The sequence below is a fragment of the Cupriavidus sp. GW821-FHT02F09 genome (assembly GCF_059421605.1).
In genome coordinates this window covers 126,764-153,507 of the sequence record NZ_JBWKVH010000014.1, presented here as the reverse complement: position 1 = coordinate 153,507, position 26,744 = coordinate 126,764, and the positions used below count along the sequence as shown (strand labels likewise).

The window sequence follows — 26,744 nt, the reverse complement described above, 5'->3', positions numbered from 1 at the left end:
CGATTTCTGAAACAATACCAATTGGTATCTGCCCTAGGCTGCACTTGGCGTGCGCGGCGGCCATCACAATAACTAAAACCAAGCGATGTCTTCTGCTCTCTTGTTGGTGCCGGATTTCAGCCTGATCCTGATCGGCTGGCTGCTGGTGCGCTATTCCCCTTTCGACCGCGCGTTCTGGGCTGGGGTGGAGCGCCTGGTGTACTTCGTGCTCTTCCCCGCGCTGCTGTTGCAGTCCACCAACAGCGCCAAGTTCGATTTCTCCTCCACGTCGGCCATGCTCGGCCTGGCATTGTTGACCACCGCGTTCGGCATGGTTGGCGGCTATGCCGTCAAATGGGCGATGCGGCTGGCGCCGCTGGATTTCGCCTCCGGCCTGCAGACCGCATTCCGCTTCAATTCCTATATCGGGCTGGCGTTGGCCGCGCGCCTGGGCGGCAGCGAGGGCCTGGCCATGATGGCGGTGATCGTCGGCTGCACGGTGCCGCTGTGCAATGTGGCCGCGGTATGGGCGCTGGCCCGTCACGGCGAGACCCGGCTGTGGCGCGAGCTGGCGCGCAACCCGCTGATCCTCGCCACCGCAGGGGGCTTGCTGACCAACCTGGTGGGCCTGCACCCGCCCGAGGTGGTGGGCATGACGCTGGCCCGGCTGGGCTCCGCGTCCACCGCGCTGGGGCTGATGACAGTCGGCGCGGGTCTGCAGATGAGCGGGGTGACGGGGGCGGTCGGGCCGGTGGCGTGGTGGAGCGGTGTCAAGCTGGTGGCCATGCCCTGCTTTGCCTGGGCGGTGGGGCGCTTGCTGCCGCTGACCGAGCTGCAGTCGCAGATCGCGGTGCTGTTTGCCTCGCTGCCGACCGCGTCGAGCGCCTACATCCTGGCCGTGCGCATGGGCGGCAACGGCCCGATGGTGGCGGCGACGATCTCGGTCATGACCGTGGCGGCCATCGTCACCACGCCGTTCTGGCTGTCTCTCGTCAGTTAGCTCGTCAGTTAGCGGGCGCCTGGGCCAGCGCCCAGTCGATATGCTCGCGCACCAGCGGGCTGGCCTCGGCCTGGCGCGCGCCGAGCGCGGCGCGGATGCGCGTGGCCAGCGCCATATCGCCGCTGGCGATGGCCGCGCGCAGGCTGTTGCCCAGCCCTACCGCCAGGTTGCGCAGCCAGCGCTCATGGCCGATGCGGCGGATCGGGCTGCCTTCCAGCCGCTGGTTGAATTCCGCCTCCGTCCAGCCGAACAGCTCGGCCATGTCGGGCGCGTCGAAGCCATTGCGCACGTCGAAGTCCGGCAGGGTGGCGCGGTGGGCGAACTTGTTCCACGGGCACGCCAGCTGGCAGTCGTCGCAGCCGTACACGCGGTTGCCCATTGGCGCGCGCAGTGCCTCCGGGATCGCGCCCTTGTGCTCGATGGTCAGGTAGGAGATGCAGCGGCGCGCGTCGATCCGGTAGGGTTCCAGGATGGCCTGGGTCGGGCAGATATCGATGCAGCGGCGGCAATTGCCGCAGTGGCCGGGTTCCGGCGCGTCGGCGGGGAAGGGCACATCGACCAGGATCTCGCCGAGGAAGAACATCGAGCCGCCATCGCGGTCGAGCAGCAGCGTGTGCTTGCCGCGCCAGCCCAGCCCGCCCTGCGCGGCCAGCGCCACCTCCATCACCGGCGCCGAGTCGGTGAAGACACGATAGCCGAACGGGCCGATGGCGGCTTCGATGCGGCTGGCGAGCTGCTGCAGGCGGTTGCGCAGCACCTTGTGATAATCGCGGCCCCGCGCGTAGAGCGAGACCATGGCAGTGGCGGGGTCGTCGAGCCGGGCAAGTTCATGGGCGCGCCAGTCGTGCGGGCCCGCGGCGGGCAGGTACGGCATGCGTGCCACGATGGCGCGCACCGTGCCGGGCACGAGTTCGGCGGGACGGGCGCGCCGCAAGCCGTGGTTCGCCATATAATCCATGTCGCCGTGGTAGCCCTGCGCCAGCCACGCCAACAATCCTGCTTCAGCCCGGCTCAGATCCACGTCGGCAATGCTGAGCGCATCGAAGCCGAGCTCCGTGCCCCAGGCCCGGATCGAGCCCACCAGCGCCTCCAGCCCGGCAGCGTCCGTGCCTGCATGCACAACGGACGACGCCGGGGGCGGCGCAAGGCCAGGCGCTGCCCCGTGGGCGGCGCTGCTGGCAGGAGGGGGCGAGGCGGTTGGCGCCTGGGCTGCTCGGTCGATCATTCCCGAATTGTACGCAATGCCCCTGCTCCAAGAACGCACACTCAACCTGCCTGACGAAGCGGCCACCGCCCGGCTGGGCGCGGCGCTGGCCGAGGCCGTGCGCAACCTGCCGCCCCAGACCGTGCACCTGCAGCTCTCGGGTGACCTTGGCGCCGGCAAGACCACGCTGTCGCGCGCCATCCTGCGCGCGCTAGGCCACGCGGGCAAGGTGCGCAGCCCCACCTACACGCTGTGCGAGCCGTATTCGGTCACGCGCGCCGATGGCTCGCCGCTGACCGCCTACCACTTCGACCTGTACCGATTCGCCGATCCGGAGGAGTGGGCCGATGCCGGTTTTCGTGATTGTTTTGCCGAACCGGCCGTGAGCCTGGTGGAGTGGCCGGAGAAAGCCGGGCGCTTGCTTGGGGAACCGGACCTTCACTTGTTGCTCCAATCGGACATCAGCGACGCCGATGACGCGGCCGAACGCCGTATCGTTACGCTTCGTGCCTATACTCAGACTGGACTTACCCTGCTTTGCGCATGCTGATCAAGCGACTCGCCACCGACCGACCCGACGATATCCAGCTGGCCCGCCGCAAATGGCTGGCGCAGTGCCTCAAGGCCGGCGCCGGCAGCGTGGTGCTCACGCTGGCCGGGCCACAGATCGCCTTTGGCGCCGGCATCGTCGCGGTGCGGGTCTGGCCCGCCGAGGAATACACCCGCGTCACCATCGAATCCGATGAGCCGCTAGCCGCCGTCCACCAGATGATCCACGGCCCCGACCGGCTGGTGGTGGACATCGATGGCCTCGATCTCTCGCCCACCCTGCGCGAGCTGGTGGCCAAGATCACCTCCAACGATCCCTACATCCAGACCGTGCGCGTGGGCCAGAACCGGCCGCGCGTGGTGCGGCTGGTGTTCGACCTGAAGGAAAACGTCTCGCCGCAGGTGTTCACGCTGGCGCCGATTGGCAGTTACCGCAACCGCCTGGTCTTTGACCTGTACCCCGTCAATCCGCCGGATCCCTTGTGGACCCTGGTGCGCGACACCGAGGACAAGCAGCGCAGGTTTGCCGCCACGCAGCCCCCGGCCGGCGCGGACGGCGTGTCCGGCGCGCCTGCCTCCGGCGAGGAAGACGCCATTGGCGCACTGGTGCGCAAGTTCGAGGACAAGGGCGCCAACCCGGTGCCGGCCCTGCCACCGATGGCAGCCGTCAAGCCCAGGCCGCCGGCGCCTTCCTCACCAGCCGTGCCATCGGCACCGCCGCTGGCGCAGAACAACCCGCCTGCGGCCCTGCCTGCCAACAACCCGCCGGCGGACCGTTCCTTCAAGATGCGCCGCCTGCTGACCGTCGCGATCGATCCCGGCCATGGTGGCGAGGATCCCGGCGCCACCGGCGCGTCCGGCTCGCGCGAGAAAGACGTGGTGCTGCAGATCGCGCAGCGGCTGCGCGCCAAGATCGACTCCCAGCCCAATATGCGCGCCATGATGACGCGCGACGCGGACTTCTTCGTGCCGCTCAACGTGCGCGTGCAGAAGGCGCGCCGGGTGCAGGCCGACCTGTTCGTGTCCATCCACGCCGATGCCTTCCTCTCGCCGGAAGCCAAGGGCGCCTCGGTGTTCGCCTTGTCCGAGCGCGGTGCGTCCAGCACCGCCGCGCGCTGGATGGCCAACAAGGAGAACGCCTCCGACCTGATCGGCGGCGCCAACATGGGCAACAAGGATGCGCAGGTGGCGCGGGTGCTGCTGGACTTGTCCACGACCGCGCAGATCAATGACAGCTTGCAGGTGGGCAAGGCGGTGCTGGCGGAGATCGGCGGCGTCAACCGGCTGCACAAGGGCAGTGTGGAGCAGGCGGGCTTTGCGGTGCTGAAGGCACCGGATATCCCGTCGATCCTGGTCGAGACCGCTTTCATCAGCAATCCCGAGGAAGAGCGCAAGCTCAACGACGAGAGCCACCAGGAGCAACTGGCCAACGCCATCCTGCGTGGCATCAAGAACTACTTCGCGCGCAATCCGCCGCTGGCGAAGAATCCGTCGGTGTAAGAGTAAGAGGCGGCGCCTGAAAACAAAACGGCCGGCAACATCGTTGCCGGCCGTTTGCCATGCAGCGCGCTGACACTCTGACACTCAGGCGCGGGCGGTAGCCCCGTCGGGCAGCGCGTCGCGGCTGGCGTAGCGCGAGGCAATCACCGAGCACACGATTAGCTGCAACTGGTGGTAGACCATCAGCGGCAGCACCAGCAGGCCCAGCGCCGGATGGCCGGCAAACAGGATCTTGGCCATCGGGATGCCGTTGGCCAGGCTCTTCTTGGAGCCGCAGAACACCGCGGTGATCTCATCTTCCACCGAGAAGCCGAGGCGGCGCGCGGTGAAGGTGGTGGTGGCCAGGATCACCACCAGCAGCACGGCGGCGAGCGCCATCACGGCACCGATGGTTTCCCAGCTGTACTTGTGCCACAGGCCGGCGGCGGTGGCGTCGCAGAACGACGAATACACAATCAGCACGATCACGCCGCGGTCGATCTTGTTGGTGATCTGCTTCTTCTTGGCCAGCCAGCTGCCGATCAGCGGGCGGGCCAGCTGGCCGAGCGCGAACGGCAGCAGCAGTTGCAGCGCCACGCCGGTCAGCGCCTTGCCCAGCGGCATCGAGGCGCCGCTGGCGCTGATCACCAGGCCCATCAGCAGCGGCGTGACGGCCATGCCGATCAGGCCCGAGATGGTGGCATTGAAGATCGCGCCGGGCACGTTGCCGCGCGCCATCGAGGTCATCGCCACGGACGACGACACGGTGGATGGCAGCGCGCACAGGTAGAACACGCCCAGCAGCAGCTCGGCGGGCAGCAGGTTGCGCAGGCCGAACATCAACGCCAGCCCGACCACCGGGAAGACGATGTAGGTGAAGCTCTGCACGAAGGCATGCAGGCGCCAGTGGCGCGCGCCGGCCACCAGCTTGTCGCGCGACAGCGCGGCGCCGTGCAGGAAGAACACCAGGGCCACGCCCAGGTTGGTGACCATGCCCAGGTGCAGCGGGCCGTCGCCGGCGCCGATTTGCGGGGCCAGCAGCGCGATGCCGATGGCGCTCAGCATGATCAGCACGAACCCGTCGATCAGGTCGTAGATTTTCTTGAAGGGTGAGAGGATGGCGGACATGACGGCAAGGTTGGATTAGGGTTTCGCCTAGCATTGGACGTCAGTGACGCCTAGAATGCAAATTCATTTATCGCATCCATTCATCTCATAGACGCATGAATTACACGTTGCGCCAGTTGCGGGTCTTCCTCGCCGTGGTCGGGCATGGCAGTTTCAGCCGTGCCGCGGACGCTGTTGGCCTGACGCAGCCCGCGGTCAGCCGGGGCGTTGCCGAGCTGGAAGAGGCACTTGGCGTGCGCTTGCTAGACCGCACCACGCGGGAGGTGGTGGTGACCGACGCGGGACAGGCCCTGGCGCCTGCAATCGAGCGCCTGCTTGGCCAGTTGGACGATACGCTGGAAGAAACGCGCCAGCTTGGCGAGCGTTATCGCGGCCGGGTTGTGATTGCCAGTGCACCCACGATTTCCGCGCGGCTGATGCCGCTGTACGTGTCGACCTGCGCGCGCCAATATCCGGATATCCGCCTCAGCGTGCGCGACAACGTGCAGGCCGACGGCCTCGAGCAGATCCGCGCGGGGGCCGTGGACTTTGGCGTATTGATTGATCCGTTGGCGCCGGAAGGCTTGACCATCGCGCCGCTGGCGACCGATCCGTTTTGCTTCGTGTGCCGGCGTGATCACCCGCTGGCCAATGCCGACTCGGTGCCGTGGTCCGCACTGGACGGCATGCCGCTGGTGCTGCTGGATTTCGCCTCGGGCAGCCGGCCCCTGATCGACCGCATTTTCGCCAGCCATGGCGTGGCGCCGAGCGTGGTGCAGGAGCTGGGGCATTCGGCCAGCGTGTTTGGCATGGTCGAGGCCGGCATCGGCGCTTCGGTCCTGCCCTCGTTCTCGCTGCCGTTGCCGGCGGCGTCTCCTCTGGTCTGGCGGCCGCTCACGCCGCGCGAGGAGCGGCGCATCGTCATGGTCTGCCGGGAGGACCGCTCCTTGTCGCCTTCGGCCGCCGCCGTGTGGCAGATGGTACAGAGCCTGCCATTGCCGGCCGAGCCGGCCATGGCGCAATGAAGGGCACCCGCCTGGCTTGGCTGCTTAGCTGCTTAGCTCCTTAACGGCTTAACTGCTTAACTGCGCGTTGCCGTGACCATCACCGCTTCCAGCGCAAAGCTGCCGTCGGCCTTGACGAGGTAGTGGTCGCGTACTTCCGCCGACGCCAGTTGCCACAGGTGCTGGATGGCGGCTACCGCCACGGGCGGCGTGCGCATGCGCTGCACCCAGGTGGCGAACTCCAGCTCGATGCGCCAGGCCGGCGAGACGCTGGCCGTGAAGCCCGCAGCCTCCAGCATCGCTTTCCACTCGGTACCGGTGTAGTCGCGGATATGCGACGGGTCGCGCAGCAACTCCACCGATTGCAGCCAGGTATCGGGCAGCGGGTCGTCCGAGCCGGCGATATCGATCAGCACGACCTTGCCGCCCGGCTTGAGCACCCGGTACATCTCCGCCAGCGCCGCCGGCACATTGCGCCAGTGGTGAGCGCTCATGCGCGAGATCACCGCGTCGAAGCTGGCATCGTCAAAGGGCAGCGATTCCGCGGCGCCCTGGCGGGTGCGGATGTTCGCCAGCCCCTTGTCGCGCGCTGCGCCTTCCACAACCGCCAGCATTTCCGCCGACAGATCGTAAGCCGTCACTTGCGCTGCAACCCCCGCTGCGGCAAAGCTGGCGTGGCCCGCGCCGCAACCCAGGTCGAGCACCTGCGCCGCCGGCAGCGCCGCCAGTTCCTGTGCAAGCTGCTGCAGGTCCGCGCCCTGGGCGTGGACCGCGCTGGTGAGGTAGGCGCTGGCGGTGGCGCCGAACTGGGCGGCAACGAGTTCTTGTTGTTGCATGTGGCTCTCCTGGCGGCAATGGCCGCTAGTGGGTTCTGGTGACCGGGGACCGGGGGATTAGTGACGGGGGCTTGCCCGCGTAACGGGTTCGACGTACTGTAGCAGCCTGTTTTCCCGGTACAAGTCAGGGTTTTATCCTGGTATAAAACGCACCAGCTTTTTAGTTTTTAAGTTTTTGAGCTTTTACCTGGCTATCTGCATTGCCCGCTCAGCCCTCCATGACAGAATACGCGCCCCCCGATCCCGCCAAGCCACACGAACTCACGCGCGAAGCTGTGCTGGGCCGCTTCCTGCGGGCGCACCGCGAGCGCCTTGCCCCGGCCGAAGTTGGCCTGGCCCCCGGCCGGCGGCGGCGCACGCCCGGCTTGCGCCGCGAGGAGCTGGCGCAGCTCGCCGGCCTGAGCGCCACCTGGGTGACGTGGCTGGAGCAGGGCAGGCCGGTGGCGCTATCGGCCCGCGCGCTGGCCAGCCTGGCCGGCGCACTGCGGCTGTCGCGCGCGGAACGGGCCTACCTGTTCGAGCTGGCGGGCCGGCGCGACCCTATGCAGGCGCAGGACGAACACGCGCCAGCAGCTGTCCTCGCGAGCGTGGAGGCCATCAACGGCCCGGCCTACCTGCTGGACCGGCAATGGAGCGCGCTAGCTTGGAATGCCGCCGCCGCCGACCTGTTCGTGGGCTGGCTCGATCCCGCCAGCGAAGACCGCAACCTGCTGCGCAGCATGTTTTTATCGCCGGGTTTGCAGGCATTGGTGGAGGACTGGCCGCACCGGGCGGCGCGGCTGGTGTCGGAGTTTCGCGCGCACAGCATCCGCCATGCCGACGATCCGCCGATGCGCGCGCTGGTGGAGGGCCTCATTGCCCAGAGCCCGGTGTTCCGGGTCGACTGGCTGTCGCAGGATGTGGAAGAGCGGCAGGGCGGGCGCCGCGGCTTTCGGCATCCAGTGCGCGGGCTGTTGCATTTCGAGCAGCTCACGCTGGTGCCGGCTGCCGCGCCGGGCCTGACGCTGGTGATGCTGATGCCGGCGTGAAGGGCGGCCGGCAAAGGCCGGGACGGCGTTACTTCGGCTGCATGCGGATGGCGCCGTCGAGCCGGATCACTTCGCCGTTGAGCATGGGGTTGGTGATGATGGACCCCACCAGCTTCGCATACTCGGCCGGGCGGCCCAGGCGCGACGGGAACGGCACCATTTTGCCGAGCGCGTCCTGCACTTCCTGCGGCATGCCCAGCAGCATCGGCGTCTCGAACAGCCCCGGCGCAATCGTCATGCAGCGCACGCCGTCGCGCGACAGGTCGCGAGCGATGGCCAGCGTCATGGCGACCACGCCACCCTTGGAGGCCGCGTAGGCGGCTTGCCCGATCTGGCCGTCGAAGGCCGCCACCGATGCCGTATTGACGATCACACCACGCTCGCCTTCCGCGTCGGGCGTGTTCTGCACCATGGCCGCGGCAGCCAGCCGGATCATGTTGAAGGTGCCGATCAGGTTGACGCGGATGGTCTTGTCGAAGGCGTCGAGCGGGTGCGGGCCGTTCTTGCCCACCGTCTTGTTGGCGGTGGCAATGCCGGCGCAATTGACCAGCCCGGCCAGGCGGCCCAGCGCGGTGGCTGCCGCCACGGTGGCTTGCCCGTCGGCCTCGCTGCTGACGTCGCAGCGCACGAACTTCCCGCCCAGCTCGGCGGCCAGCGCGGTGCCGGCGGCTTCGTTAAGATCGGCGATCACCACCTTGCCGCCCGCGGCGGCCAGCATGCGGGCGCTACCCTCGCCGAGCCCGGAGGCGCCGCCGGTGACGATAAATACGTTGTCGCGGATTTCCATCGTTGTCTTCCTCGCTTGGATGTGTGGTCTCATGGTTTTCTGGCGCTGCAGATACGGCATGTTGGCATAACGTTTACGTAAACGTCAATTCGGCGATGCTATCTCCGCGGATGGCGGCGGCAATAAAAAAGGCGACCCGAGGGTCGCCTTTTTTACCTGCAGCGCTGAATGCGCGGCTTACTTCAGTGCTTCGAACACACGCGAAGTGATATCTTCCACGCTGCCAACGCCCGCGATCTTGCGGTACTGCGGCGGTGCCACCTTGGCGGCGGCGTCGCCATTGGCGGCCCACTTGGAGTAGTAATCCACCAGCGGACGGGTTTGCTGGGAGTAGACGTCGAGGCGCTTCTTGACGGTCTCTTCCTTGTCGTCGTCGCGCTGGATCAGCGCTTCGCCGGTGATGTCGTCCACGCCTTCCACCTTGGGCGGGTTGTACTTGACGTGGTAGGTGCGGCCCGATGCCACGTGCACGCGGCGCCCGCTCATGCGCTCGATGATGGCATCGAAGGGCACGTCGATTTCCAGCACGTAGTCGATCGCCACGCCCGCTTCCTTCATGGCCTCGGCCTGCGGAATGGTGCGCGGGAAGCCATCGAACAGATAGCCGTCCTTGCAATCGGCCGCCTGCAGGCGGTCCTTGACCAGGCCGATGATGATGTCGTCCGACACCAGGCCACCTGCGTCCATCACCTTCTTGGCGGCCACGCCTAGCGGCGTGCCAGCCTTCACCGCGGCGCGCAGCATGTCGCCAGTGGAGATTTGGGGGATGCCGAACTTCTCGCAGATGAACTGGGCTTGCGTGCCTTTGCCGGCGCCAGGCGCGCCCAACAGGATCAAACGCATTACGGGTCCTCAGAGTTTTGAATCTTGTATGGCAGGGGGAATGGAAGGAGGGTAACGCCGAAACTTGACGCGAGGCTTACCAACGCCGTCGGGACGGCGCGCCTCAGGTCGGAGTCTGGTCTGTTGACGACCGGCACGCTGACGCCTCTGCCGCTGGCGGCGGGCGGGTACCGATCGGGCTCACTTTTCATCTCCCCACCGAGCCTTGGCCGGGCGCCCGGGCGCCCGACGGCTCTGTATCGTCAAGCATTATGCCATGAGGCGGCGCGAAATCGGCTTGCCGCTGCGGTGACATCTGTCATGACTTATGTCGTAAGTCATGCGATGACCGCCGCAGCCGGCGGCCATCGCCAAGTGCGCTCAGGGGCCTTCCTGCGCCATGGCCTGCGCCCAAAGCGCACGCACGCGGTCCAGGTCGGCCTGCGTGTCAACGCCCGGCGCGGGCACAGCCGCTGTTTCCAGCACGCCGATGCGCTCGCCATGCCACATCGCACGCAGCTGCTCCAGGGCTTCCGTCTGCTCCACCGGCGACAGCGCCAGCGTGGGAAAGCGCCGCAGGAATCCGGCGCGGTAGGCGTACAGGCCGATATGGCGCAATACCGGCATGGCCGGTAATGCCACCTGGGCGGTGGCTGCCGCCGCGGCCGGCACGCCGGCCCAGGCGTCGCGGGCCCAGGGGATCGGCGCGCGGGAGAAATACAGCGCGCGGCCGGCGGCATCGCACACCACTTTCACCACATTGGGGTTGAACACCTCGGCAATCTCGCTGATCGGATGCGCGGCGGTGGCGATGGCGCAATCGGCATGGTGCGCCAGGTGCAGCGCCACCTCGTCGATCAGGCTGGGCTCGATCAGCGGCTCATCGCCCTGCACATTGACCACGATGGCGTCGTCCGGCAGGCCTAGCCATGTTGCCACTTCGGCCAGGCGGTCGGTGCCCGAGGGGTGGTCGGCACGCGTGATCACGGCTTCGATGCCATGCGCCGCGCAGGCTGCCGCCACTTCGGGCGCGTCGGTGGCGACCACCGTGCGCTGCGCCGACGAGGCATGGGCGCGCTCGGCCACGCGCACGATCATGGGCTTGCCGCCGATATCGGCCAGCGGCTTGTTGGGCAGCCGGGTGGAGGCCAGGCGCGCCGGGATGACGACGGTAAAAGCGGGCAGCGACATGGTGCGAGCCGCTTATTCCGGCGAGACCAGCCGGCCCGGCACGGTCTGGCGTGCCTCATCGGCCAGCATGATGGGAATGCCGTCGCGGATCGGATAGGCCAGTTTGTCGACCTGGCAGATCAGTTCCTGGGCGGCGCGGTCATGTTCCAGCTTGCTCTTGCACAGCGGGCAGACCAGGATTTCAAGCAGCCGGTTGTCCATCTTGCGTTTCCTTGGTGTGGCCGGCGGCGGTCGCGGCGCCCGGCGCTGTGGGAGCGGCCTGGGCATGCGCGGCGACGGCGCGGCGAATTTTTTCGATCAGGCCCGCGTCGATCACGGGCGTGGTGGGGACGACCCAGATCCGCGGGTCCAGCGGGTCACTGAGGCGCTCGCATTTTACGGCATCCTTCTCGGTGATCAGGATCGCATCGGCCGCTTGCGCGACAGGATCGCCGGCGAACGGGTCTTCGGCGAAGTCGTAGTGGTCCGGCAGGGGCATGGTGCCCGGCGCGAGGCCGGCTGCGCGCAGGCTGGCGAAGAAGCGCTCGGGGTTGCCGATGCCGGCCGCGGCCAACACGCGCTGCCCGGCAAACGCCGACAGCGGCTTGGCCATGGTCGGGTCGGCCAGCTGCCAGGCATCGTCCAGCACCAGGCGCATGCCATAGACATCCGGCTGGCTCGGGCTGGGGCGGAAGTCCGGGTCGTTGATCAGGGTGGCGTCGCGACGGCGCGAGAGCGATTCGCGCAGCGGGCCGGCCGGCAGCAGCAAGCCGTTGCCGCCCATGCGCGAATCGAACATCACGATCTCGAAGTCGCGTTGCAGCTTGTAGTGCTGCAGGCCATCGTCGAGCAGCAGCACGTTGACGCCGGGATGCGAGACCAGCATGGTCTGCGCGCACAGCGCCCGGTCGGGGAAGACCCAGACCGGCACGTCGGTGGCGCGCGCAATCAAGAGCGGCTCGTCGCCCACGTCCTTGGCCTGCGAGGTGGGCTTGACCCGGCGCGGATGCTTGAGCTTGACGCCGTAGCCGCGCGAGACCACGCCCGGGCGCAGGCCGGCCTCGGCCAGTGCATGGGCCAGCGCGATCACCGCGGGGGTCTTGCCGGTGCCGCCCACGGTCACGTTGCCGACCACCACCACCGGCATCGGCAGGCGCGTCGAGCTGTACCAGCCGCGCCGGTATGCCAGGCGCCGCCAGCCGCTGACCAGGCCGAACACCCACGACAGCGGCAGCATCAGCCAGGCGAACCAGCCGCGGCGTTGCCACTGGGCGGTCACGAAGTCGGCAAGTGTGTTGCGGGGAGCGGGCATGGGCGTGGTAAGCAGGGCTGGGCGGTAATGCTGCGTTGAAAAGAGCAGGCGTGGGGCCGGGGACGGTAGCACGGCGCGCCGGCACGATGGCCTCATCGCGTCATCGCGAGGCCGCGCAAGCGAGCTACCCAGTCATTATGGGCACCTTGCGGCGCCCGCCGCAAGGTGCGGCTCGCAGCGGGGGATTGCATCCCCGCGCCGGGCCGCTCAGCGCGCCTGCGAGCTCTGCGTGGCGAAGGTCAGGCGGGGCAGCCCGGCCAGGCGGGCGGCTTCCATGACGTTGATCACGGACTGATGCGTGGCCTGCGCATCCGCATTGACGATCAGCACGGGCGGCTGGCCATCGGCCGGGCCGGCTACCTCGCGCAGGCGCTGGGCCAGGCTGGTCACGTCCTGCTGGTCCATGACCTGCTTGTTGATCGAATAGACACCCTTGGCGGATACGGATACCACGATCTCGCCGGGGCGCTGCTGCGCCTTTTCGGCGTCGGCGGTCGGCAGCTGGATCTGCAGCTCGGTATAGCGCGAGTACGTGGTCGTGATCATCAGGAAGATCAGGATCACGAGCAGGACGTCGATCAACGGGATGAGGTTGATCTCCGGTTCTTCACGCCGCTGGCGGGATCGGAAGTGCATGGCGTATCAGGCGCGGCGCTGCGGCAGGATGGCGTCCAGGAAGGCGGTGGCGCGGAATTCCAGCTCAGCCACGTAATCGTCCACGCGCCGGCGGAAGTAGCGCCAGAAGATCAGTGCCGGAATCGCGATGATCAGGCCGAAGGCGGTGTTATAGAGCGCCACCGAGATGCCATGTGCCAGCTGCTCGGGGCTGGCGCCGGCGCCACCCTGGCTGCCGAAGATCTCGATCATGCCGATCACGGTGCCCAGGAGGCCCATCAGCGGTGCGACCGAGGCGATCGTGCCTAGTGCGTTCAGGTAGCGCTCCAGCTCGTGCGCCACGGCGCGCCCGGCTTCCTCGACCACTTCCTTGGCGGCATCGCGCGACGTCTGGGGCTGCAACACCACATGGCGCAGGCCAGCGGCCAGCACGCGGCCCAGCGGGGAGTTCTGCTCCAGCGTGTTGACCACCTCCGGCGTGGCGCGGCGCTGGTGCGCCACCGACAGAGCTTCGTCATACAGCTTGGGCGGCAGCACCTTGCTGCGCTTCAGGCTGAGGAAACGCTCGACGATCAGCGCCAGGGCGATGACCGAGGCGAGCAACAAGGGCCAGATCGGCCAGCCGGCAGCTTGAATGATGGAAAACACGTGGAACCCCGAGTCAACGGCTTGTGTGCTCATGCCAAGCGCCGCGGCCGTGCGCGCGCTGGCTATGTTCGAAAATGTTCGAAAAAATCAGGCGCCACTCTAACCCGCAGCACCGGGCGGGGCAAGACGCAGCATCGCGGTGTGTCTGCCGAGCATCGTGCGCGCAAGGCGCTGGAGGCGGCGACTGGCGGGATGTCCACATGGAACAGGGACAGTGCTGTGGATGAATTGTGGACAGAGGGCTGACAAGGCGGTCAAGTCACTGATTGATAAGGAAAAATTGTGTGCCGCTTAAAAAACGGGCAAACGGCGGGTGACGAGGACATCCTCCGCGCGCGCGCGAACCGCGCAAAACCGGAGTCCGCTCTATCCACATTAAAACAGGACAGTGCTGTGGACCGTTTGTGGACAGACGCCTGAAAAGAATGCTAAGTCATTGATTGGAAAGGTGAGTATACATAGTGCCTAAATAATGTGCAGGGCACGCCAGATGGGCTTCGCGGGGGCCTCCAACGCCCCGTGAATGAAAAAATCCCGCCATGTCTCCCCCTTTCCACATTCCGCCGGGACAGTCTTGTGGACGGGTTGTGGAAAACTATCTGAGAAGCTACTTAAGTCATTGATTGAAAAGCGCTTCATACGTGCTGATTAAAAAATGGGCAACAGCCATTTGTACGGTGTTTTCCAGTCTCCGTGCTCATGCTCAGGACATGGCCATGCCATGTCGCGACAAGGAGGCCTTGCGATCTCTTTTGGCTGCCGGATGGGCGTTTCCGGCGGGCAGGAAATAGTTCTCCACAGGCAGCGCGTTCTACCCAAGGTTGTCCAGAGTTCCTGTGGATAACTTTGTGAACAAGCCGGGGGTGCGGCCGGTAAGTGTTTGACGCATAAGGGGTTTGCTTACATTGCCTAAAAAATAAGACAGCCGAAAGCGCATAAGAATCAAAGGCTTGTGTCAAGTCATGGGGCTTTGCGGGGTTATTGCCTCCCCCACCCCAAGAGACTTGACAGACCAGTTATGCTGTGGACATGTCAATTCCACGCCGCTTGCCCGGCCGTGCGCCATGTCAGAACCGCTGAACTTTTCGCGTGAAACCCAGCCTATGGCCCCTCCCGGGGCGCGTGAGGCGATTCCCGTCGGAGAGCTGAACCACGCGATCGCCCAGGTACTGGAACGTAGTTTCCCGCTGACCTGGGTCCGGGGCGAAATCTCAAATTTCACACGCGCCGCCAGCGGCCACTGGTATTTCTCGCTCAAGGATGCGCGCGCCCAGATCCGCTGCGTGATGTTCCGCGGGCGCAACCAGCATGTCGACTTCACGCCGCGCGAGGGCGAGGCGGTCGAGGTGCGGGCGCTCGTATCCATGTACGAGGCGCGCGGCGAGTTGCAGCTCGGCGTGGAGGGCATGCGCCGCGCCGGCCTTGGCAATCTGTACGAGGCATTCCTGCGCCTGAAGGAAAAGCTCTCGCAGGCCGGGCTGTTCGCGCCCGAGCGCAAGCGGCCGCTGCCAGTCCACGCCCGCACCATTGGCGTGATCACCTCGCTGCAGGCGGCGGCCCTGCGCGACGTGATCAGCACGCTGCGCCGGCGCGCCCCGCATGTGCCCGTCGTGGTTTACCCGGTGCCGGTACAGGGCGCCGGCGCTGCGGCGAAGATCGCCGCCATGATCGACACCGCCAGCGAGCGCAACGAATGCGATGTGTTGATCCTGTGCCGCGGCGGCGGCAGCATCGAGGACCTGTGGTCGTTCAATGAGGAGAGCGTGGCGCAGGCCATTGCGCGCTGCGCCGTGCCGGTGGTCTCCGGCGTGGGCCACGAGACCGATTTCACCATCGCCGACTTCGTCGCCGACGTGCGCGCGCCCACGCCCACCGGCGCCGCCGAGCTGGTCAGCCCGGACCGCAGCCATATGCTGATGCAAGCCAGCCGCGCGCGCGACGCGCTGGCCCAGTGCATGCAGCGCCAGCTCGACCGGCGCGCCCAGAACCTCGACTGGCTGGCCCGCCGCCTGCGCAGCCCGCAAGCGCAGCTGCAGGAGCGCCGCCTGCAGGTCGACAACCTCATGCGTCACCTGCGCTCCGCGCTGCGCGATACCGTGGCCGCCCAGCGGCACCGCCAGCAGGTGCTGGCCATGCGCTGGGCGGCTGGCCGGCCCGATCTGGCCCAGGCCCAGGCCGAGTTGCGCCGCACCGCGCTGCGCCTGCGCGACGCCACGCAGCGCCAGGTTGAGCGCGCCGGCCAGCGCTGGCAGCGTGCCGCCGGCACGCTCGAGGTGCTGGCGCCGCAGCGCACCCTGGAGCGCGGCTATGCCGTGCTGCTGGACCAGCGCGGACGCGCCTTGCGCTCACCGTCGGAGCTGCGCGCGGGCACCGTGATCGAAGTCCACCTGGCCGAAGGCGTGGCCGATGCCAGCCTCGCCAGCGTTCAGCCCCGGCTGGTGGAACGCTAAGCCCGGCGCGCGTCGGCGGACCGCCGACAGCGCTTGCATATCGATCAAACTAATATGATCGAAGGGGCTTTGTTTGCCGCGTTTGCGCGGGTATGGCAAGTCCCCTACAATCGACAATTCCTGATCTTCAACCCCACAGAAAGAGACAGAACAATGGAACATACTCTCCCCCCGCTGCCTTACGCTCATGATGCGCTCGCTCCGCACATCTCCAAGGAGACCCTGGAGTTCCACCACGACAAGCACCACCAGACCTACGTCACCAACCTGAACAACCTGATCAAGGGCACCGAGTTCGAAAACTCGACGCTCGAAGAGATCGTCAAGAAGTCCTCCGGCGGCATCTTCAACAACGCTGCCCAGGTGTGGAACCACACCTTCTACTGGGACTCGCTCAAGCCCAACGGCGGCGGCCAACCGACCGGCGCGCTGGCCGATGCCATCAACGCCAAGTTCGGCTCCTTCGACAAGTTCAAGGAAGAATTCACCAAGACCGCGGTCGGCACCTTCGGTTCGGGCTGGGCCTGGCTGGTGAAGAAGGCCGACGGCTCGCTGGACCTGGTCTCGACCTCCAACGCCGCTACCCCGCTGACCACCGACGCCAAGCCGCTGCTGACCTGCGACGTGTGGGAACACGCTTACTACATCGACTACCGCAATGCCCGCCCGAAGTATGTCGAGGCATTCTGGAACGTCGTGAACTGGGACTTCGCCAGCAAGAACTTCGCTGGTTGATCTGGCGAGCGGTTGCCGCTGCACAAGACATTGAAAAATGGCCCCTGGGATTCAGGGGCTTTTTTTTGTCTCGATGGCGGACACGTGCCAGCGTTGGGGGCGCTACCCATGCCGGCGACCGCGGCAGTCGCTCGAAACAATACATTCTGGTGTCTCCGAGCATACTTAAAGATGCATCGAACGATGCGCTCCCCGAACGGTTGGAAGATCACGAATTGTCCTGCGCCCAGCGCTCCACCAGCTCGGCGGGGATTGCCTGGAACACTTCATCGAAGCGCTTGCCGGTCAGCCGCTCGGCTTGCCTGAGCAGTAGCGCCACGGGGCTGCTGGGTTCATGTAGTTCGAACCATTGACGAGCGGTGCGCACGCCGGCCAAGGCGGCATCGCGGTCCCGCGGCATGGCGGCGGCGGCATGCTCGGTGGTCGCTATAGGGGAAAGACCACCTGCGGCACCGTCGCCTGTCGAGGCCGCGACGCTCAAATCGGGCCGCGGCGCGGCGGCGGCCACGACATTGCCCGTCATCGTGCCGAGTAGCTTGAGCAGCGGGCTCAGGTCAGGGCGGTCGTTCTGGAGGTTGGCTTTTGCCCAGTCGTCGATGGCAGCGGCATATCCTGCGGCTTCGTCCAATGCGAGGAGGGCGGGGCTGTGCTGCTGGCGCAAATCCTGCAATTGCAGGCGCACCGATTCCGGCGCCGGGGCGTCCACGGGCCGTGGCACACCGAGCGAACGCTCGACGTCCCGGACCTGCAGCCGTAGTGCGGCATTGCCCGTGATCGTCAACGCCCGCACGTCCCGCATCAGCCCGTCCGGGTCGGCCAGTGCGGCCAGTGCGTTGGCGCGCATGGCAGGATCGGCTTCGCCATCGACCATCAACTGCGGATGGATCGCATCCGGCCATTTCGTCAGCAGTTGCGCCAGCGCCTCGAGGCCGTCTCTCAGCCCGGCCGTCTGGGCTAGCCGAGTATGGCACCGCAGCTGCAGCGCCAAAATGCGGATGTCGCGCGTTCGCAAGAGCAGGCGCTGGCAGTCGCGCTCCAGCTCGGCCCAGTTGCAGGCTTCCGGCTCACTGACGAAGTCGCCGTACTGTGCGTCCGCCTTCGGAGCGGCCTTGGCCAGAAGCACGACGAATTCAGGGTCGTACTCCAGGTCATCGCCGCATGGCCTGTCGGGAGAGACCGGTTCCAGCAGCTCCGGGAAGGGAAATTCAGGTCTTGGCGCCGGTACGGGCTTGGTTTTGGCTTTCATGGTCAATGTGTCGCGTAGTGTTCGGGCTCGAACACCATGCCGGTGATGGCGCGGCTGCGATCCGGTTCGCCCAGCCACGTAGACCAGCCCAGGCGTTCCTGTGAGCCCAGGATGGCGGGTGGCGCCGAGTCAGGGATCACCTGCAGCTCGGCTTCCCAAACGAATTCATGGCCTACGAAGGCGCGCACCCATTCAATGAGCGTCGGAAGGTCCCGGCCGTTGGGCGTAAAGTTCAGGTACTGCTGCAGCCCGAGCGGACCGATCACCAGGCGGAACTTGTGCTGCCGGTCCGGTACCATCTCGCCAAGCATGGCGCCTTGCCCCATGACGCTGGGGGCGCCCGGATGCCCCAGGCGGCTGTGTTCGGCCGGATCGATGGCGATCCAGTGCAGCACATATTCTTCCAGCCTGACGGATACCCCGAAGAAGTGCGAGAGCGTGGCCGCAATGCCATCGGGATTGCGTGCTTCGCGCACCTGATGCGCACCGGCGGCGAGCCGCGCGTGCGGGGGCAGGGGACTGTGCGCGATCTCTTCGGCTTCGTTGCCCGTCAGCCAGCCGATATAGCGGGAGAACACCTCGTCGTCGCGCCGATCGAGGCCCGCTGCGGCTTGCGAGCCTGCCCAGGCACGGTAGAACTGCGTGAAAGCGCGATGGTGGAACAGATCCAGAAAATCCGCGGTGGTGCTGTCCCGGTATGTTTCACTGCGCTCCCGTACGATTTCCGTCAGGTGGATCGGCAGTGCCCCATTCGGCCCCAGCATGCCCAGGCCAAACAACTGCACCTTGAGCCGGTCAGGCAGCGGCTGCACCTGCGCGATCTCGCGGGGCGCGAATGTGAGCGCGGCCTGCTGGCCAGCCCGGAATGGCTCGTCGCGCGGCCGGCTGGCCTGCCCGATCGGGGGCAAGTCAGGGTGCCGGGCGGACAGATGCCGCAGGAGCCCCAGAAAGCTCAGCTTCCACGGCGCCTGGCCGGCGTAGCTTCCCGGCGCCGTGGCCGTTAGCGCTGGCGGCGCATTGTCGTCGTGTCCTTTGTACATGGCTACACGGCGCTACGGCCGCCCATGCGCACGGGCCAACGATGCACCAGGCCGCGTTGCATCGAGTGCAGTTCGGTCTGCGTGAAGACGTTGACCGACACGTGACGCGCCAGGAAATGCTCCAGCACCACGCCAAACAGGTATGGGCTGATGCCGGAGAAGCCGCCTTCGTCCACGGTAAGCTGGCACTGGATACCACGGCCGTAGATCAACGGGCCGTTGCCCGGCAGCCGTCGCATGACCGGCTCCACCTTCGAGCCGATCAGGCTCTGGATCTGCGCCTGGTGCGCCAGATCGTCGCTCGCCACGAAAAGCCGCAGCATGTCACGCAGGCCCTGGCCGCCCGAGCGATGTTCCAGGTCGGTCAGCGACAGGTAGTTGAAGCCCAATAGCCGGATCAGCCGCCAGGCCATTTCGCCGTCCGCATAAGGTGGCCGAGGTGCCGACGGCGCGCGGATCAGGCCGATCCCGTCCACGGGGATGGATGCCGCCGGGGTCAGGTCGTGCAGGCCATTGCGCGGTACCAGATTAGGCAAGTCGCGATTGGTGGCCAGCGACTCCACCGACAGGTAGCGCAAGGTGTCCGGGTAAGGGGCCTCGTGCTGGTCCACCAGCGACACGAACAGCTCGGTACCGACGTAAGCGGTGCGAGTGCCGTACTTGCGAGCCTGCTCCGAGAGCATCCGGCGCTCGCGCCGCAGGGAAAAGTAGCGGCCGTGATTACCCTCGTCACTGTTCAGCGTGGCAAAGAGCGGCTGAAAGGCGATGCTGGCGCTGTGCTCGGACTTTTGCCCGGATAGCTGCTTGACGGTGTAGATTTCGTAGTCGAGCGGATGCTGTCGGTCGGCGACCAAATGGAAGTCGGTGCGCCCGGGTGTGATCTCGATGCGATCGGTGCGTTTCGGGAACAGATTGACCACCGGTGTGCAAAAGAGCGCGAACTGATCCCGGTCGACCTGGCTGGTCAGATTGCCAGGCGGCTTTGACAGCAACACGACGATCTCGGCCTCCTTGCCGCGGATCCGGCCGAACCCTTGTGCCAGCTTGTTGAGGCCGAAGAAGTAGAAGCGCTGCGGGCATGCGAAATACTCATGCAACAGGTTGTGCCCAAAGAAGTTGTTCCACGGCAACGGCAGCGCGCCCTCGCCCGGACCCATGCCCACATAGCTGACGGCATCCTCTGTCACCGCGTAGGGGCGTTCGCTCATGGCGCCGGGCAGTCCAATCAGCGTGGCGACGCCGGCGCTGTGCAAGAGCTCGAACAGGTGCGAGGCGATCTGGTCGTCCCCGCACAGATAGACTGGCAACTGGTCCAGGCCGGGCAATTGATCGAAGTTGGCCTCGCGCGTGCAGCGCAGGCGTAGGCGCAGCGCTCCCTGTACCGTCAGGTGGGCAGGCACATAGCGCTCCAGCCCGCGAATGTCCGGTGGAATGCCAGTGAGCCGGGCTTCGGTGATTTCGAGCGGCCACAGCGTCAGCGGTTGCGTGGTCCTGAACTGGCAGGCCGTCTTCTCGCCCGGCGCCGGCGCGGCATCGAGCTGCGCGCCGCGCGGCACCTCCACGCCGCGGGCAAGATTGCCCGCGATCCGGCTGGGGCGGAACTGTGCGACAGCAATCGACGGCGTCGGCGCAACGTAGTTCGGGTAGACCACCTCCAGCAGCCGCTGCGTAAAGCGCGGAAACTCCGCATCGAGCTTGATCTGGGTGCGCGCCGACAGAAAGCAGAACGCCTCGATCAGGCGTTCCACATAGGGGTCGGCCACCTCGGTGCCATGCATGCCCAGGCGCCTCGCCACCTTCGGGTGCTGATTGGCGAATTCCCCGGCCAGCTCGCGCATGTAGACGAGCTCGCGGTTGTAATAGTCGAGCAGTTGCGGATCCATGGCGTCAGGTGGTGTGAATCGATTGGACGCTCATCCGGCTGGTTTCCAGGTCGAGCGAGCTTTGGGCAGTGAATGCCATCGGGTACGGGTCCATATGGATCAGGCCCTTGATCTCGAAAACCAGGGTGTTGTAGCGCTGCGGCGCGTCTTCCTTCAAAAGCGGCTTCACGTCCAGCGAGCCGGGAATGAGCCGGGACTCGAAGTCCAGGATGGCGCGCCTGACGATGTTGACGATGTCGTTCCACTTGTGCTCGGACAGGTAACTGCCGGCGACCGGTGGTACCCCGTAGTTGATCGTCGATGCCGCGGCAGCGGGATAGCGCTCGCGGTCAATCTCATCCTCGCGGTTGGTGGTATTGAGCAGATAGGTGAGATCGCGCTGGATGATCTCGCGCATCTGGGCGCGCGTGACGGTGTATTCGTTCGCGCTTTCGGTCTGCCGTTGGGGCGCGTCGTCGCGCAGCCGGTCAAAGAGCGTCGGCAGCAGCTGCGTATTCGGGCGGCGTGGTACCCGCGGCGGGCGGTGGTCAGCCATGCCCGGCTACCAGAGTGAGGGTCGCCACATCGAGCATGGCCACATCGCCCGCATCCGTCATCCAGGTCTTCTGGCCGAATCCGATGACACCGGTTTCGCCCACTTCGGCCCAGTTGGTTTCGCGGGCGAGCCGGATGGCGTCGCTACCCTGCTCAGAGTTGGGGTAGCGCACCGGCATGAAGCCACGGCTGACCACACCGTCGGAGAGCGTCACGGTGGCCGGGCGCCACAGCAGATCGAGCAAGCCGGCAGGCTCGGCCAGCTCAAGCTTTTGCATCTGGGCAAAAGGCAGCCAGGCGTAGCGGCCCGCCGCCACGATTTCGCAGGTCGGGCCCAGGCGCGTGTCGGTGTCGGTGATCCACGCGAAGCGTACACCGTCGTGCATGCCGGGCGAGGCCGGGACCTCCGACAGTGCCAGGTTGCGGCTGCTATCGGCGGCGGCGATGTCACCGGCTTCGGTTTGTACGAGCGCGACGTGCAGCCCGGGCATCCAGGCCGGGGCCGGCAGCAGGGTGCCGGGGGCGCGCCGGCCTGCGAAGACCTCGCACCGGAACACCTCCGCGCGGATCAAGTCGCGGTAGACATGCGCGGTTTGCGCAAAGTCGGGTGCGAGCTGCGTGGCCACCTGCAGTTGCCGGAGCGCGCGCGTCCAGTCACCAACCACGCACAGCCACTGGAATAGCTGCCAACGGGAGTCAAATGAGCCGGGCTGCAGGCGCACCAGGCCTTCCGCTGCGCAGAGCGCGCCGGCGGCCGATCCGGTTCGGCGCAGGACTGAAGATAGCCCGGCGTCGCGTGTGCTTTCGGGGGCTTGCGTATCAAGCGCCATGATCGGGCTCCGGCGTTGGCGTTGGCGTTGGCGTTGGCTTTTGCGTTTGTGCCTGTGCAGGGCGGTAGGCGCTATCCATCGAGACGAGGTGGTGTTCGCGGCGGGTAAGGGGAGCGGCGACGTCACGGCGCCTGGTGGGCACGATGTCCCCTGCGAAGAGCCAGAGCACGTCCGGCGCAGGCGGGATCACAAAGAACGGGTAGTCATCCAGGGTCTGCGGGGAGCCAATCAGGGCGTTGATGTGGCCGGCGGTGGCAAGCATGTCCATCAAGCTGTGGGTATGGTCGGCCTCGCGTGCGAGCCTCTGCAGCGGGTTCCGAGCGGTCTCCGCCGGTACAACCGATGCCGCCCCAGTGGTGGCCCCCGGGTGGGCGCTCAGGTAGTCGGGATCGCGCAGCGCCGCCTCGGCCTCGCGTTTGAGCTGCTCGATCACGTCAGTCCGATCGGGGGCAGCAGTTTGCGCTGTGCGCTCGCCAGCGGCTGGTCTCAGCACCGAGAACGGATCGGCAGTGCCCGGGTGCATTCCGCCGAGCGCATCCCAAGGCCAGGGCGTATCGCTATCGCGGTCGAATCCGGGGTCGGTGGCGCCGGTCCCTGCCGGGAGGGGCTGCGAGTCGCTCATGACCTTGCCTCGCTAGTGATAGGTTCAGGAATGGACCCGATGATAATCGAAAATCACGGCTAGACAAAATGCAAACGGATGTCATTAATTGCGGTCTGCGCGATGGCTTTGAATTAAGGATCCGTTGTCCTAATGTTTTTAGGACTTGTCCTATAAAAACGCCGATATTGTCCTATAAAACGCCGAAATTTTTCGGAATCAATATTGGGAAATTTCCGAATCTTTCATGTCTCGGTTCGTGAGCGTCGTAAATTACTGCGCCTCCATGCTGGACGTGATAGACGCACACGTATTGGTCACTTTTGGCTATTTGACTACCAAGGATCCACGGCGATCAGGCTTCCTGTCTGGTCACGGAAGCCGCACTGCGATGATCACGGAAGGGGTTTACGCATCTAATGTTTTTGCCATATCCTAAAAAGGGGTTAATCAAGAACTCCATCGCAAGAACTCCATCGGGCAAGCGCAGTCGATCGCAGTCGATCATTCAAAAAAGAGCAAGGCATCAAATGGACATTTCGCGTCAGGCGCTGTTCGGCCGACTCAATCCCACCCTATTCAAGGCGATCGAAAGCGCGACCGCCTTCTGCAAACTCCGCGGCAACCCGTACGTGGAGCTTGTGCATTGGCTGCACCAGTTGCTGCAGGCCCCCGATGGCGACCTGCAGCGGATCCTGCGCCATGCCGGCGCCGACCTGCCCGCCCTGGAAGCCGACCTGACGCGCGCGCTGGGCTTGCTGCCAGCCGGCGCCACGTCGATCAGCGACTTCTCGTTCCAGATCGAGTCCGCCATGGAGCGGGCGTGGGTCTACGCGACACTGGCCTTCGCCGATGACCACGTGCGCGGCGCCTACCTGCTGAGCGCACTGCTCAAGACGCCGGAATTGCGCCGTACGGTGCTGGGCATCTCGAATCAGTTCGCGAAGGTACGTGCCGATGACCTGGTCGAAGCCGTTCCCGCGTTGGTCGCGCAGTCGCCCGAAAGCCGGGAAGCGGCCTACGACGGCAGTGGCCTCGCACCGGCCACGCCTGGCGAGGCCAGCGGCGCCTTGGCGCCCACGGGTTCCGGCAAATCTGCCCTTGGCCAGTACTGCCTCGACCTGACCGAGGAGGCCCGCGCCGGCCGGCTGGATCCGGTGATTGGCCGCGAGCACGAGATCCGCACCATGACGGACATCCTGCTGCGCCGCCGCCAGAACAATCCGCTCTTGACGGGAGAGGCTGGGGTTGGCAAGACCGCCGTCATCGAGGGACTCGCCCAGGCCATCGCTGCGGGCACGGTGCCGCCGAGCTTGAAAGATATCCGGCTCCTGAGTCTCGACGTCGGGGCGCTGCTGGCCGGCGCCAGCATGAAAGGTGAATTCGAGGCGCGGCTGAAAGGCGTGCTGGAGGAAGCCGCCAGGTCCCAGAAGCCGGTGATCCTGTTCGTGGATGAAGTCCACACGCTGGTCGGCGCCGGCGGCCAGGCCGGCACGGGCGACGCTGCCAATCTGCTCAAGCCGGCGCTGGCGCGAGGCGCGCTGCGCACGATCGGTGCTACCACCTGGAGCGAATACAAGCGCCACATCGAGAAGGATCCGGCGCTCACGCGCCGGTTCCAGGTCCTGCAGGTGATGGAGCCAGAAGAAGCCAAGGCTGTCGCCATGGTGCGGGGGCTGGTCGCCACCTTCGAGGCGCACCACCGGGTGTTCATCCGCGACGAAGCGGTGCGTGCCGCCGTCAAGCTCTCCCATCGTTATATCCCCTCCCGGCAGTTGCCGGACAAGGCCATCAGCCTGCTCGACACGGCTTGTGCCCGCGTGGCGCTGTCACTGCACGCCCCACCGGCAGAAGTCGAGCACCTGCGCCAGCAACTGGCCGCTGCCGACGCCGAATGTGCGCTGCTCGCCAAGGAAGCCGGCTTCGGCAAAGCAGATGCCGAGCGGATAGCCGGCGTACATGCCCGGCGCGCGCAGATCGATGCCGACCTGGCGCAGGCCGAAGCGCGCTGGGAGCGCGAACGAAGCCTGGCGAGCGACCTGGTTGCACGCCGGCAGGCGCTGGTCCAACGCGCGGCGATCGAGCCGGTGATCGAGCCGGCGAGCACGGCGCAGCCTCAGCAGTCTCTGGCTGAGCTCGAAGCCGACCTGCGTGCGGCGCAAGGGGAGGCGCCGCTTGTGTACACGGAAGTGGACGAAGCCGTGGTCGCGGCCATTGTCGCCGACTGGACGGGCATCCCGGTTGGGCGCATGGTCGCGGACGAGGTGGCCACGGTCATGCGGTTGCCGCAGACCCTTGGCACTCGCGTCATCGGCCAGGACCACGCGCTGGCCCAGCTCGGCGAGCGTGTCCAGACCGCCCGTGCGCAGTTGACCGATCCCGGCAAGCCGGTCGGCGTGTTCCTGCTGGTAGGCCCCTCCGGCGTCGGCAAGACCGAGACGGCCCTGGCGCTGGCCGATGTCCTCTATGGCGGCGAGCAGAACCTCATCACCATCAACCTCTCCGAATTCCAGGAGCCGCACACGGTGTCGACCCTCAAGGGCGCACCGCCAGGCTATGTCGGCTACGGCGAAGGGGGCGTGCTGACCGAAGCGGTGCGCCGCAGGCCCTACAGCGTGGTGCTGCTTGACGAGGTCGAGAAGGCGCATGCCGACGTCCACGAAGTCTTCTATCAGGTGTTCGACAAGGGCTACATGGAAGACGGCGAAGGGCGCCACATCGACTTCAAGAACACCATCCTGCTGCTGACCAGCAACGCTGGCTCGGATCTCCTGGCGAATCTCTGCGAGGACCCGGCACTGATGCCGGAGCCCGCCGCGCTGCGCGACGCGCTGATGCCGGCGCTGCGCAAAGTCTTTCCGGCGGCGTTCCTCGGCCGCCTGGTGATCGTGCCCTACCTGCCGCTTGCCGCCGAACACCTCGGCCGCATCGTGCGCCTGCACCTGGGCCGCGTCGTGGCCCGCATGCACGACCAGCACGGCATTGCGCTCACCTATGGCGACGCCGTGGTCGAGTTCATCGTGGCGCGCTGCCCGGTTGGCGAAACCGGAGCTCGCCGTTTGATCAGCTTTATCGAGCAGGTCGTCCAGCCGCAACTGGCTCGCCTGTGGCTGTCGGCGATATCGGAGAAGCGCCAGCTGGCTGCGATCGACATCCGGCTGGCGGGAGAACCGCCAGATGCGCCCGTACTGACCTATCACACCGAGTACCGTGCCGGCCGCGACGCTGTTGGGCCGGAATATCCCGAAGCCGAAGCGGCCTGACGCCGTGCGGCACGTCCTTGCAACCCCTCTTGTCACCCGTTGAGGAGACCTATGTCTGTTGTGAACAGTTCGCAGAAATTCATCGCGCGCAATCGTGCGCCGCGTGTGCAGATCGAGTACGACGTTGAGGTCTATGGCTCGGAGAAGCGCATCGAGTTGCCCTTCGTGATGGGCGTCCTGGCCGATCTGTCGGGCAAGCCCGCCGAGCCGCTGCCGCCGGTCGCCGACCGCAAGTTCCTCGAGATCGATATCGACAACTTCGACGAGCGCATGAAGGCGATGAAGCCTCGTGTTGCGTTCGCTGTTCCCAATACGCTGGCCGGCGGCGGCCAACTGATGGTCGACATGACGTTCGAGAGCATCGAGGACTTCTCGCCAGCGGCGGTGGCCGGCAAGGTCGATGCGCTGCGGCAATTGCTGGAAGCCCGCACGCAACTCGCGAACCTGCAGACGTACATGGATGGCAAGTCGGGTGCCGAATCGCTGATCAATCAACTGCTGCAGGACCCCGCGCTGCTGCAGTCGCTCGCCAAGGCGCCCAAGCCCCAGGCTACCGATGGCGACGCCCAGGCGTCCCAGTCCTGACCGGAACGGCTTCTTGCCTACCTGAACAACCTTATCA

25 protein-coding genes are annotated in these 26,744 nt (G+C 66.2%); 9 read left to right on the top strand and 16 right to left on the bottom strand.

Going from position 1 to position 26,744, the window contains the following annotated elements; translation table 11 throughout:
* The first annotated feature begins 85 nt into the window (after positions 1-85).
* Positions 86-979 carry an AEC family transporter gene (locus AC07XB_RS18075; protein ID WP_492373327.1) on the top strand — a complete coding sequence of 298 codons (894 nt, stop codon included), beginning with the start codon at positions 86-88 and terminating at the stop codon, positions 977-979.
* A 4-nt stretch (positions 980-983) separates the two neighbouring features.
* Here AC07XB_RS18075 and queG read toward each other — a convergent pair whose 3' ends face one another.
* On the bottom strand, positions 984-2,204 hold the full coding sequence (gene queG / locus AC07XB_RS18070; RefSeq protein ID WP_492373328.1) for a tRNA epoxyqueuosine(34) reductase QueG: 1,221 nt from the start codon (positions 2,202-2,204) through the stop codon (positions 984-986).
* A 16-nt stretch (positions 2,205-2,220) separates the two neighbouring features.
* Here queG and tsaE point away from each other — a divergent pair, with 16 nt between their 5' ends.
* Both tsaE and AC07XB_RS18060 read left to right on the top strand, forming a co-directional pair.
* Positions 2,221-2,733 carry a tRNA (adenosine(37)-N6)-threonylcarbamoyltransferase complex ATPase subunit type 1 TsaE gene (gene tsaE, locus AC07XB_RS18065; RefSeq protein ID WP_492830612.1) on the top strand — a complete coding sequence of 171 codons (513 nt, stop codon included), beginning with the start codon at positions 2,221-2,223 and terminating at the stop codon, positions 2,731-2,733.
* Entirely contained in the window at positions 2,727-4,232 is a 1,506-nt protein-coding gene (locus AC07XB_RS18060) for an N-acetylmuramoyl-L-alanine amidase (protein ID WP_150988779.1), read from the top strand. The genes tsaE and AC07XB_RS18060 overlap by 7 nt, the downstream gene beginning before the upstream one ends.
* A gap of 84 nt (positions 4,233-4,316) precedes the next feature.
* Here AC07XB_RS18060 and AC07XB_RS18055 read toward each other — a convergent pair whose 3' ends face one another.
* Positions 4,317-5,339 carry a bile acid:sodium symporter family protein gene (locus tag AC07XB_RS18055; RefSeq protein WP_492830613.1) on the bottom strand — a complete coding sequence of 341 codons (1,023 nt, stop codon included), beginning with the start codon at positions 5,337-5,339 and terminating at the stop codon, positions 4,317-4,319.
* Positions 5,340-5,434: 95 nt separating this feature from the next.
* Between AC07XB_RS18055 and AC07XB_RS18050 the strand changes: the two genes are divergently transcribed.
* Complete coding sequence (locus tag AC07XB_RS18050) at positions 5,435-6,343, top strand: LysR family transcriptional regulator (protein WP_492373330.1); 909 nt, start codon at positions 5,435-5,437, stop codon at positions 6,341-6,343.
* Between the two features lie 56 nt (positions 6,344-6,399).
* Here the strand turns inward: AC07XB_RS18050 and AC07XB_RS18045 are convergent, their stop codons facing one another.
* Positions 6,400-7,158, bottom strand: a complete 759-nt coding sequence (locus tag AC07XB_RS18045; RefSeq protein ID WP_492830614.1) for a class I SAM-dependent methyltransferase — start codon at positions 7,156-7,158, stop codon at positions 6,400-6,402.
* A gap of 218 nt (positions 7,159-7,376) precedes the next feature.
* Between AC07XB_RS18045 and AC07XB_RS18040 the strand changes: the two genes are divergently transcribed.
* Positions 7,377-8,186, top strand: a complete 810-nt coding sequence (locus AC07XB_RS18040; protein WP_492373332.1) for a helix-turn-helix transcriptional regulator — start codon at positions 7,377-7,379, stop codon at positions 8,184-8,186.
* Between the two features lie 28 nt (positions 8,187-8,214).
* Here the strand turns inward: AC07XB_RS18040 and AC07XB_RS18035 are convergent, their stop codons facing one another.
* The 7 genes from AC07XB_RS18035 to AC07XB_RS18005 all read right to left on the bottom strand — a co-directional run bounded on the left by AC07XB_RS18035 (position 8,215) and on the right by AC07XB_RS18005 (position 13,540).
* On the bottom strand, positions 8,215-8,973 hold the full coding sequence (locus AC07XB_RS18035; protein WP_492373333.1) for a 3-hydroxyacyl-CoA dehydrogenase: 759 nt from the start codon (positions 8,971-8,973) through the stop codon (positions 8,215-8,217).
* A gap of 177 nt (positions 8,974-9,150) precedes the next feature.
* Positions 9,151-9,816 (bottom strand): adenylate kinase, encoded by a 666-nt coding sequence (adk, locus tag AC07XB_RS18030; protein ID WP_174426009.1) that lies wholly within the window; start codon positions 9,814-9,816, stop codon positions 9,151-9,153.
* 360 nt (positions 9,817-10,176) lie between these two features.
* On the bottom strand, positions 10,177-10,986 hold the full coding sequence (kdsB, locus tag AC07XB_RS18025; protein WP_492373334.1) for a 3-deoxy-manno-octulosonate cytidylyltransferase: 810 nt from the start codon (positions 10,984-10,986) through the stop codon (positions 10,177-10,179).
* A gap of 12 nt (positions 10,987-10,998) precedes the next feature.
* On the bottom strand, positions 10,999-11,187 hold the full coding sequence (locus AC07XB_RS18020) for a Trm112 family protein (protein WP_043344047.1): 189 nt from the start codon (positions 11,185-11,187) through the stop codon (positions 10,999-11,001).
* Entirely contained in the window at positions 11,168-12,277 is a 1,110-nt protein-coding gene (gene lpxK, locus AC07XB_RS18015) for a tetraacyldisaccharide 4'-kinase (RefSeq protein WP_492830615.1), read from the bottom strand. Before lpxK ends, AC07XB_RS18020 begins: the two co-directional genes overlap by 20 nt.
* Positions 12,278-12,484: 207 nt before the next feature.
* Complete coding sequence (locus AC07XB_RS18010) at positions 12,485-12,913, bottom strand: ExbD/TolR family protein (protein WP_043344052.1); 429 nt, start codon at positions 12,911-12,913, stop codon at positions 12,485-12,487.
* A 6-nt stretch (positions 12,914-12,919) separates the two neighbouring features.
* Entirely contained in the window at positions 12,920-13,540 is a 621-nt protein-coding gene (locus tag AC07XB_RS18005) for a MotA/TolQ/ExbB proton channel family protein (RefSeq protein WP_492813192.1), read from the bottom strand.
* Between the two features lie 1,064 nt (positions 13,541-14,604).
* Here AC07XB_RS18005 and xseA point away from each other — a divergent pair.
* Complete coding sequence (gene xseA, locus AC07XB_RS18000; protein WP_416047708.1) at positions 14,605-15,990, top strand: exodeoxyribonuclease VII large subunit; 1,386 nt, start codon at positions 14,605-14,607, stop codon at positions 15,988-15,990.
* A gap of 153 nt (positions 15,991-16,143) precedes the next feature.
* Positions 16,144-16,725, top strand: coding sequence for a superoxide dismutase [Fe] (gene sodB / locus AC07XB_RS17995; RefSeq protein WP_006157940.1), 582 nt, complete (start codon positions 16,144-16,146; stop codon positions 16,723-16,725).
* Between the two features lie 208 nt (positions 16,726-16,933).
* Here the strand turns inward: sodB and AC07XB_RS17990 are convergent, their stop codons facing one another.
* Genes AC07XB_RS17990 through AC07XB_RS17965 form a run of 6 tightly spaced genes read right to left on the bottom strand, consistent with a single transcriptional unit; the run spans position 16,934 to position 22,880 of the window.
* A complete protein-coding gene (locus AC07XB_RS17990; RefSeq protein WP_492830616.1) occupies positions 16,934-17,971 on the bottom strand; it encodes a type VI secretion system protein TssA in 1,038 nt (345 codons plus the stop codon).
* A 2-nt stretch (positions 17,972-17,973) separates the two neighbouring features.
* Positions 17,974-19,011, bottom strand: a complete 1,038-nt coding sequence (gene tssG / locus AC07XB_RS17985) for a type VI secretion system baseplate subunit TssG (protein WP_492830617.1) — start codon at positions 19,009-19,011, stop codon at positions 17,974-17,976.
* A gap of 2 nt (positions 19,012-19,013) precedes the next feature.
* Positions 19,014-20,894 (bottom strand): type VI secretion system baseplate subunit TssF, encoded by a 1,881-nt coding sequence (gene tssF / locus AC07XB_RS17980; protein WP_492830618.1) that lies wholly within the window; start codon positions 20,892-20,894, stop codon positions 19,014-19,016.
* Between the two features lie 4 nt (positions 20,895-20,898).
* On the bottom strand, positions 20,899-21,429 hold the full coding sequence (gene tssE, locus AC07XB_RS17975; protein ID WP_492830619.1) for a type VI secretion system baseplate subunit TssE: 531 nt from the start codon (positions 21,427-21,429) through the stop codon (positions 20,899-20,901).
* Positions 21,422-22,258, bottom strand: a complete 837-nt coding sequence (locus AC07XB_RS17970; protein ID WP_492830620.1) for a type VI secretion system accessory protein TagJ — start codon at positions 22,256-22,258, stop codon at positions 21,422-21,424. The genes tssE and AC07XB_RS17970 overlap by 8 nt, the downstream gene beginning before the upstream one ends.
* Positions 22,248-22,880: a TagK domain-containing protein gene (locus tag AC07XB_RS17965; protein ID WP_492830621.1), complete on the bottom strand. Its 633-nt coding sequence runs from the start codon at positions 22,878-22,880 to the stop codon at positions 22,248-22,250. Before AC07XB_RS17965 ends, AC07XB_RS17970 begins: the two co-directional genes overlap by 11 nt.
* Before the next feature lie 509 nt (positions 22,881-23,389).
* On the opposite strand from AC07XB_RS17965, the gene tssH reads away from it, so the two are divergent.
* Together tssH and tssB are read left to right on the top strand one after the other, a co-directional pair.
* Positions 23,390-26,122: a type VI secretion system ATPase TssH gene (gene tssH, locus AC07XB_RS17960; protein ID WP_492830622.1), complete on the top strand. Its 2,733-nt coding sequence runs from the start codon at positions 23,390-23,392 to the stop codon at positions 26,120-26,122.
* A 51-nt stretch (positions 26,123-26,173) separates the two neighbouring features.
* Complete coding sequence (tssB, locus tag AC07XB_RS17955) at positions 26,174-26,707, top strand: type VI secretion system contractile sheath small subunit (RefSeq protein WP_492373355.1); 534 nt, start codon at positions 26,174-26,176, stop codon at positions 26,705-26,707.
* The last annotated feature ends 37 nt before the right edge of the window (positions 26,708-26,744 follow it).

Bases quoted from the DNA above. Each gene is read 5' to 3' on its own strand.
- AC07XB_RS18075 (WP_492373327.1), top strand. From the start codon at position 86: ATGTCTTCTGCTCTCTTGTTGGTGCCGGATTTCAGCCTGATCCTGATC.
- queG (WP_492373328.1), bottom strand. From the start codon at position 2,204: ATGATCGACCGAGCAGCCCAGGCGCCAACCGCCTCGCCCCCTCCTGCC.
- tsaE (WP_492830612.1), top strand. From the start codon at position 2,221: ATGCCCCTGCTCCAAGAACGCACACTCAACCTGCCTGACGAAGCGGCC.
- AC07XB_RS18060 (WP_150988779.1), top strand. From the start codon at position 2,727: ATGCTGATCAAGCGACTCGCCACCGACCGACCCGACGATATCCAGCTG.
- AC07XB_RS18055 (WP_492830613.1), bottom strand. From the start codon at position 5,339: ATGTCCGCCATCCTCTCACCCTTCAAGAAAATCTACGACCTGATCGAC.
- AC07XB_RS18050 (WP_492373330.1), top strand. From the start codon at position 5,435: ATGAATTACACGTTGCGCCAGTTGCGGGTCTTCCTCGCCGTGGTCGGG.
- AC07XB_RS18045 (WP_492830614.1), bottom strand. From the start codon at position 7,158: ATGCAACAACAAGAACTCGTTGCCGCCCAGTTCGGCGCCACCGCCAGC.
- AC07XB_RS18040 (WP_492373332.1), top strand. From the start codon at position 7,377: ATGACAGAATACGCGCCCCCCGATCCCGCCAAGCCACACGAACTCACG.
- AC07XB_RS18035 (WP_492373333.1), bottom strand. From the start codon at position 8,973: ATGGAAATCCGCGACAACGTATTTATCGTCACCGGCGGCGCCTCCGGG.
- adk (WP_174426009.1), bottom strand. From the start codon at position 9,816: ATGCGTTTGATCCTGTTGGGCGCGCCTGGCGCCGGCAAAGGCACGCAA.
- kdsB (WP_492373334.1), bottom strand. From the start codon at position 10,986: ATGTCGCTGCCCGCTTTTACCGTCGTCATCCCGGCGCGCCTGGCCTCC.
- AC07XB_RS18020 (WP_043344047.1), bottom strand. From the start codon at position 11,187: ATGGACAACCGGCTGCTTGAAATCCTGGTCTGCCCGCTGTGCAAGAGC.
- lpxK (WP_492830615.1), bottom strand. From the start codon at position 12,277: ATGCCCGCTCCCCGCAACACACTTGCCGACTTCGTGACCGCCCAGTGG.
- AC07XB_RS18010 (WP_043344052.1), bottom strand. From the start codon at position 12,913: ATGCACTTCCGATCCCGCCAGCGGCGTGAAGAACCGGAGATCAACCTC.
- xseA (WP_416047708.1), top strand. From the start codon at position 14,605: ATGTCAGAACCGCTGAACTTTTCGCGTGAAACCCAGCCTATGGCCCCT.
- sodB (WP_006157940.1), top strand. From the start codon at position 16,144: ATGGAACATACTCTCCCCCCGCTGCCTTACGCTCATGATGCGCTCGCT.
- AC07XB_RS17990 (WP_492830616.1), bottom strand. From the start codon at position 17,971: ATGAAAGCCAAAACCAAGCCCGTACCGGCGCCAAGACCTGAATTTCCC.
- tssG (WP_492830617.1), bottom strand. From the start codon at position 19,011: ATGTACAAAGGACACGACGACAATGCGCCGCCAGCGCTAACGGCCACG.
- tssF (WP_492830618.1), bottom strand. From the start codon at position 20,894: ATGGATCCGCAACTGCTCGACTATTACAACCGCGAGCTCGTCTACATG.
- tssE (WP_492830619.1), bottom strand. From the start codon at position 21,429: ATGGCTGACCACCGCCCGCCGCGGGTACCACGCCGCCCGAATACGCAG.
- AC07XB_RS17970 (WP_492830620.1), bottom strand. From the start codon at position 22,258: ATGGCGCTTGATACGCAAGCCCCCGAAAGCACACGCGACGCCGGGCTA.
- AC07XB_RS17965 (WP_492830621.1), bottom strand. From the start codon at position 22,880: ATGAGCGACTCGCAGCCCCTCCCGGCAGGGACCGGCGCCACCGACCCC.
- tssH (WP_492830622.1), top strand. From the start codon at position 23,390: ATGGACATTTCGCGTCAGGCGCTGTTCGGCCGACTCAATCCCACCCTA.
- tssB (WP_492373355.1), top strand. From the start codon at position 26,174: ATGTCTGTTGTGAACAGTTCGCAGAAATTCATCGCGCGCAATCGTGCG.